This window comes from Pseudomonas syringae pv. tagetis, from assembly GCF_022557255.1.
Lineage (GTDB): Bacteria > Pseudomonadota > Gammaproteobacteria > Pseudomonadales > Pseudomonadaceae > Aquipseudomonas > Aquipseudomonas caricapapayae.
This window is the reverse complement of record NZ_CP092923.1, coordinates 901,234-907,500: the sequence shown is the minus strand read 5'-3', so window position 1 is coordinate 907,500 and position 6,267 is coordinate 901,234. Positions and strand designations below refer to the sequence as shown.

7 protein-coding genes are annotated in these 6,267 nt (G+C 58.0%); 1 reads left to right on the top strand and 6 read right to left on the bottom strand.

The window, feature by feature from the left end; all coding sequences use genetic code 11:
• Window positions 1–48: 48 nt before the first annotated feature.
• The 4 genes from pssA to MME58_RS04030 all read right to left on the bottom strand — a co-directional run bounded on the left by pssA (window position 49) and on the right by MME58_RS04030 (window position 4,352).
• On the bottom strand, window positions 49–900 hold the full coding sequence (pssA, locus tag MME58_RS04045; RefSeq protein WP_054986803.1) for a CDP-diacylglycerol--serine O-phosphatidyltransferase: 852 nt from the start codon (window positions 898–900) through the stop codon (window positions 49–51).
• A 169-nt stretch (window positions 901–1,069) separates the two neighbouring features.
• A complete protein-coding gene (gene ilvC / locus MME58_RS04040) occupies window positions 1,070–2,086 on the bottom strand; it encodes a ketol-acid reductoisomerase (protein ID WP_054986802.1) in 1,017 nt (338 codons plus the stop codon).
• Between the two features lie 47 nt (window positions 2,087–2,133).
• Window positions 2,134–2,625: an acetolactate synthase small subunit gene (gene ilvN / locus MME58_RS04035; RefSeq protein ID WP_002552075.1), complete on the bottom strand. Its 492-nt coding sequence runs from the start codon at window positions 2,623–2,625 to the stop codon at window positions 2,134–2,136.
• Between the two features lie 2 nt (window positions 2,626–2,627).
• Window positions 2,628–4,352, bottom strand: a complete 1,725-nt coding sequence (locus MME58_RS04030) for an acetolactate synthase 3 large subunit (protein ID WP_055005668.1) — start codon at window positions 4,350–4,352, stop codon at window positions 2,628–2,630.
• Window positions 4,353–4,749: 397 nt separating this feature from the next.
• Here MME58_RS04030 and MME58_RS04025 point away from each other — a divergent pair, with 397 nt between their 5' ends.
• A complete protein-coding gene (locus MME58_RS04025; RefSeq protein ID WP_055005663.1) occupies window positions 4,750–5,175 on the top strand; it encodes a DUF4124 domain-containing protein in 426 nt (141 codons plus the stop codon).
• A gap of 10 nt (window positions 5,176–5,185) precedes the next feature.
• Here the strand turns inward: MME58_RS04025 and MME58_RS04020 are convergent, their stop codons facing one another.
• Together MME58_RS04020 and MME58_RS04015 are read right to left on the bottom strand one after the other, a co-directional pair.
• The gene (locus MME58_RS04020; protein ID WP_054986800.1) at window positions 5,186–5,515 is read right to left on the bottom strand and encodes a YqcC family protein; all 330 of its coding nucleotides are present in this window, start codon (window positions 5,513–5,515) and stop codon (window positions 5,186–5,188) included.
• A complete protein-coding gene (locus MME58_RS04015) occupies window positions 5,515–6,258 on the bottom strand; it encodes a tetratricopeptide repeat protein (protein WP_162491447.1) in 744 nt (247 codons plus the stop codon). Before MME58_RS04015 ends, MME58_RS04020 begins: the two co-directional genes overlap by 1 nt.
• Between the last annotated feature and the right edge of the window lie 9 nt (window positions 6,259–6,267).

Below are 6,267 nucleotides of genomic sequence, written 5' to 3'. Positions count from 1 at the left end.
AGGGGGAACTGATGCACCAATAGACTACGGAGTATGGTGGAAATTAGATCATTGGGAGGCTTTATGGCGACGCAATAGATACTGAATCGGTCCAGAGAGGGCATAGGCAAGGAATATCAGCAGCAAAATGCGCGGCGGGTCGCTGAATACGACAGCAAACACCAAGACCACCGCCAGAATCGCAACGAAAGGCACGCGGCCTTTCAGGTCCAGTTCCTTGAAGCTGTTGTACTTGATGTTGCTGACCATCAGCATGCCTGCTGCTGCTACCAGCAAGGCCACCAGAAACGACAGCTTGGAACCCTGAATCCCGAAATCGCTGAATGCCCAGACGGTCCCCGCCACGACACCTGCCGCCGCCGGGCTGGCCAGACCAATGAAGTAGCGCTTGTCAGCCTTGCCGACCTGAGTATTGAAGCGCGCCAGACGCAATGCCGCGCCAGCCACATAGATGAAGGCGACCATCCAGCCCACCTTGCCCATGTCACCCAGGGCCCAGCCGAATGCCAGCAGCGCCGGAGCCACACCGAAGGCAACCATGTCGGACAGCGAGTCGTACTCGGCGCCAAACGCACTCTGTGTGTTAGTCATGCGTGCAACGCGACCGTCCAGCCCGTCGAGGACCATCGCCACGAAGATCGCAATGGCAGCGAATGCGAAATACTTGCTTGCTCCGGAAAAATCACCAGCGCTCATGGCACTCTGGGCACTCATGGAGCTGATGATGGAGTAGAAACCGGCGAACAGATTCGCCGTGGTAAACAGATTGGGAAGCAGATAGATGCCGCGATGTCGGACCTGACGGCCCTCGGCGTCACTCCCTTCTTCCACGTGTTCATCGATAGGTAGCAGACTTTCAGCGTCAGAGGCCTTTACGGGCTCTTCAGGACGTTCGCTCATGGAGATTACCTTGCAGCGGTATGAAAAGGTTCGACAAAGGTCTGCGACGAGGGTTCGCCGGCAAACGATGCAGCTTTATACCAGAGCCTGACCCAGAACGAAAAAACGCGACCGACTGGTCGCGCTTTTTTTCGTAAACCGGCTGTAAACCAGCTGTGAACCGGAAAAGTTAGTTCTTTTCTTTGTCGACGATTTTGTTCGCCGCGATCCAAGGCATCATCGAGCGCAGTTTTTCACCGATGATTTCGATACCGTGCGCAGCGTTATTGCGACGCTTGGCAGTCATCGACGGGTAGCCGGTGGCACCTTCGCTGATGAACATCTTCGCGTATTCACCGTCCTGGATGCGCTTCAGAGCGTTGCGCATGGCCTGACGGGATTCGGCGTTGATGACTTCAGGACCGGTGACGTACTCGCCGTATTCGGCGTTGTTGGAGATCGAGTAGTTCATGTTGGCGATACCGCCTTCATACATGAGGTCAACGATCAGCTTCAGTTCGTGCAGGCACTCGAAGTAAGCCATTTCCGGCGCATAGCCAGCTTCAACCAGCGTTTCGAAACCAGCTTTGACCAGTTCGACAGTACCGCCGCACAGAACAGCCTGCTCGCCGAACAGGTCGGTTTCAGTCTCGTCCTTGAAGGTGGTTTCGATGATGCCGGTGCGGCCGCCGCCAACGCCAGAAGCGTAGGACAGGGCGACGTTCTTGGCGTTACCGGAAGCATCCTGATAAACCGCGATCAGGTCAGGGATACCGCCGCCCTTGACGAACTCGGTACGCACGGTGTGACCTGGTGCCTTCGGCGCGATCATGATCACGTCGAGATCGGCGCGCGGCACAACCTGGTTGTAGTGAATCGCGAAGCCGTGGGAGAACGCCAGCGTGGCACCCTTCTTAAGGTTCGGCTCGATTTCATTCTTGTACAGCTGGGACTGGAATTCGTCCGGGGTCAGGATCATGACCAGATCGGCAGCAGCAACGGCCGAAGCGACGTCAGTCACTTTCAGGCCATGAGCCTCGGCCTTGGCGACAGTAGCCGAACCTTTACGCAGACCAACAGTGACATCAACGCCGGAATCTTTCAGGTTGCACGCCTGAGCGTGGCCTTGCGAACCGTAGCCGATGATGGCGACTTTCTTGCCTTGGATGATCGAAAGGTCACAGTCTTTGTCGTAGAAAACTTTCATGGAAATCCCCTGTTATCTTGGCCGTTCAGGCCATTTGCTTAATTGATTTAAATGCTCAGCACTTTGTCGCCGCGGGCAATGCCCGTTACGCCACTGCGTACTGTTTCCAGGATAGCGGCGGTGCCGATGGCCTGAATGAAGCTGTCCAGTTTGTCGCTCGTGCCGCTCAGTTGCACGGTGTAAACGCTGGCAGTCACGTCGACGATCTGCCCGCGGAAGATATCCGTAGTGCGCTTGATCTCGGCACGCTGCGCGCCAGTGGCCTTGACCTTGACCAGCATCAGCTCACGCTCGATATGAGCGCTCTCCGATAGGTCGACGAGCTTGACCACTTCGATGAGCTTGTTGAGGTTCTTGGTGATCTGCTCGATCACCTCGTCATGGCCTACTGTGGTGAGCGTCAGACGCGACAGGGTCGGGTCTTCGGTCGGCGCAACCGTCAGGCTTTCGATGTTGTAGTTGCGCTGGGAGAACAGACCGACGACGCGAGACAAGGCACCCGGTTCGTTTTCCAGCAGCAGGGAAATGATATGGCGCATGATTATGTCCGCTCCGTCTTGCTCAACCACATATCGCGCATAGAGCCGTCCTTGATCTGCATCGGATAGACGTGCTCTGTCACATCGACCTGAATATCCAGGAACACCAGACGGTCAGTCATGGCAAAGGCTTCTTCCATCTTCGGCTTCAGATCCTTGAGATCGGTGATACGCATGCCCACGTGGCCATAGGCTTCGACCAGCTTGACGAAATCAGGCAGCGATTCCATGTAGGAATGCGAGTGACGGGAGCCGTAGCTCATGTCCTGCCACTGACGGACCATACCCAGAACACCGTTGTTAAGCAGGATGATCTTCACCGGCAAGCCGTACTGCAGGCAGGTCGACAGCTCCTGAATGTTCATCTGGATACTGCCCTCACCGGTCACACAGGCAACGTGCGCATCCGGAAAGCTCAGTTTGACGCCCATCGCAGCCGGAAAACCAAAGCCCATCGTGCCCAGACCGCCCGAGTTGATCCAGCGGTTCGGCTTGTTGAAACGGTAGTACTGCGCAGCGAACATCTGATGCTGGCCCACGTCAGAGGTGACATAAGCGTCGCCCTTGGTGACTTCGCACAGCGTTTCGATGACGGCCTGCGGCTTGATGACGGAGCCATCGCCACGGTTGTACGGGAACAGATCGCCCGTACCGCGCCACTCGTCGATCTGCTTCCACCATGCGGCAACGGATGCCTTGTCGGGCGTCTCGCCGATTTCTTTCAAGGTGGCGACCATTTCGGTCAGTACGCTTTCGACAGGACCTACGATAGGCACATCGGCCTTGATGGTCTTGGAAATCGAAGCCGGATCGATATCGATGTGAATGATTTTGGCGTTCGGGCAGAACTTGCTTGCGCCGTTGATGACCCGGTCATCGAAACGTGCGCCGACGGCCAGAATGACGTCGGTGTGGTGCATCGCGAGGTTGGCAGTGTAGCTGCCATGCATCCCGAGCATGCCGACGAACTGGCGGTCAGTGCCCGGATAGCAACCAAGCCCCATCAGGGTGTTGGTGACCGGAGCATTGAGCAGTTGAGCCAGCTCGGTCAGTTGTGCCGAGGCATTGCCCATGACCACGCCACCGCCCGCATAGATAATCGGACGCTTGGCAGCCAGCAGCATTTCAACGGCCTTGCGGATCTGGCCGGAATGGCCACGAACCGCCGGGCTGTAGGAGCGCAGCTTGGCTTTTTTCGGGAAGACGTATTCGAATTTTTCGGCCGGGTTGGTCATATCTTTGGGAATGTCGACGACCACCGGGCCGGGACGACCGGACTGCGCCAGGTAGAAAGCCTTTTTCAGGACTTCCGGGATTTCCGACGGGTGCTTGATCATGAAGCTGTGCTTCACGATCGGCCGGGAGATACCGATCATGTCGGTCTCCTGGAACGCATCGGTGCCCACCAGCGTGCTCGCTACCTGACCGGACAGAACCACCATCGGAATCGAGTCCATGTAAGCAGTGGCAATACCGGTAATGGCATTGGTCGCACCCGGACCCGAGGTCACCAGCACCACGCCCGCCTTGCCGGTAGCACGCGCATAGCCGTCGGCCATATGCGTGGCAGCCTGCTCGTGGCGAACAAGGATATGGCTTACCGCCGGTTCCTTGAACAGGGCATCGTAGACATGCAGAAGGGCACCACCCGGGTACCCGTAGATATGCTCAACGCCTTCGTCACGCAAAAAGCGGACGACCATTTCAGCGCCAGATAAAAGCTCCACGTTGTTCACCTCTAAAACGCCAGAATACCGCCCACTCCGGGACGGGTCTTAATAGGTTTACTGCCAGCAGAGCATGAGCGACGGTGGTCGCCGACTACGTCAGCACTGACTGAGCAAGTATTGGGAGGTCCCTGAGTGTTGCGGAACATTCCCACCCAGCGCGAGGTAACGCGTTGCGGGTGTTACAGGTCGGCGCGGGTGTGCGCCTCATGATCTACCGAGAGGGTCTGCTTCTGGCAGTCCTTCTACAGCGAACTCTGGATTGTTGTGATTCCCCCCCTTCAAGTCAAGTCATCCGTGCGCTTTCTTGACAGCAGACGGGTGAAATTGCACCGTTTCGGACTGAAATGCACCGTTATGGTAGTTTTCTGCATGCACAGAATCTCAAGGACACGACATGCATTGGATGATTCTCGCCGTCACACTGGCAATCAGCGCAATCAGCGCAACCAGCCAGGCCGCCTCGATCTACAAGTGGGTCGACGCTCAGGGCGTGACGCACTTTGACGCCCAGCCTCCCACTGGCCAGCAGGTACAGGAAATCAATGTGCAGACACCGCCGCCTGCCGCGGCACCAGGCACACCGGCTGACGACGGCGCTGCGCAGCAACGCGCCATTGACCAGAAAGTCAAAAGTCAGGTGAAGGCACAGGAAGCAAAACGCGCTGAAAATTGCGAGAACCTGCGCACCAACCTTGCGCAGTTGCAGAACAATCCGCGAGTGCGCGAGCAGGTTGGAGGAGAGTCGAGGCGTCTTACGGATGAAAACCGCAAGACGCGTATCGAGGAAACCGAGAAGGCCATCAACGAATTGTGTCGCTAGACAGATTCGCTCAACGAGCCGCCGTGATCAGCTGGTCAAACCGCGCCAGATGCTGCTGCAGCAGGCGGGTTTCACTCAACCGACCGGCGTAGACCATTTCGGCCATTTCCAGAATGCCGGAGGCATTGGGCAGCGGCAGATCGCGCTCAAGGATGATCTTCATGCGCGGCAGGAAGATCCATTGCAGCCACTGCGCGAACTCAAGGGTATCGACGCTGAACGGCTCCTGACTGGCAAGCGCCTGATCGCTGGGTGGCGTTGCGTCCCACCAGCCCAGCGCACGCAACTCGCGCTCTATCAACAGCAACTGTTCGGCAACCTCGGGCAAACGCACGTCCATCAGCGAGCCTTTTGGCGAGCCAGCGCTGCACCGGCCGCATCACCCTGCTTCTCACGAGACTGAGCGATCAATCCCCACAGACTGGCCTGAAGACTGGTACGCCCATTGGCGTAAGTCAGGCCGCGGCGTGCCAGTTGTTCGGCCTGGGCCGCATCGCCCTGAGCCAGACGCACCTGGGCCAGACGATAAAGCACCTGAGGCTCACGCGGTGCAACACGCTGAGCACGCTCAAGGCTGGAGGACGCACCGTTGAGGTCACCACTGGTCTGCTGTTGCTGTGCCGTGGTCAGCAGTGCCAGGACCGGGCCGTCAAGCTGTTCGTCTTCCGACAGACCGCCGCCACTGGACGGAATCCCGGTCGGCGCAGATGCAGCGGGCATGCTGTAACTGTTGTTTGCCGGAGCCGGACTGACCGGTGCCTGATTGACCGGAGCAGCGTCGACAGGCGGTGTGTCGACACTGAACGGTGTCTGACTGGTCGGTGCAGAGAAGCTCTGCCCTGCATCAGCGCCACCCGCACCCGGCACCATTACCACGACACCCGAATCCTGCGGCACTGCTTGCGGCTGCTGCTGAACCGGAGCGGTGCCGGTTCGGTAAGCACCATTGCGCGAAGCGGTCACACGCTCGCCGTTGGACACCTTGGAGCTTGAATCCACGACCGGAATCGAGCCGCGTTCCACACTGGCGCAGCCGTTCAGCAAGGCCAGTGCCGTTAAAGCTGGAATCCACCATTTATTCACTTCAAACCC

Bases quoted from the DNA above. Each gene is read 5' to 3' on its own strand.
- MME58_RS04025 (WP_055005663.1), top strand. From the start codon at position 4,750: ATGCATTGGATGATTCTCGCCGTCACACTGGCAATCAGCGCAATCAGC.
- MME58_RS04020 (WP_054986800.1), bottom strand. From the start codon at position 5,515: ATGGACGTGCGTTTGCCCGAGGTTGCCGAACAGTTGCTGTTGATAGAG.
- ilvN (WP_002552075.1), bottom strand. From the start codon at position 2,625: ATGCGCCATATCATTTCCCTGCTGCTGGAAAACGAACCGGGTGCCTTG.
- ilvC (WP_054986802.1), bottom strand. From the start codon at position 2,086: ATGAAAGTTTTCTACGACAAAGACTGTGACCTTTCGATCATCCAAGGC.
- pssA (WP_054986803.1), bottom strand. From the start codon at position 900: ATGAGCGAACGTCCTGAAGAGCCCGTAAAGGCCTCTGACGCTGAAAGT.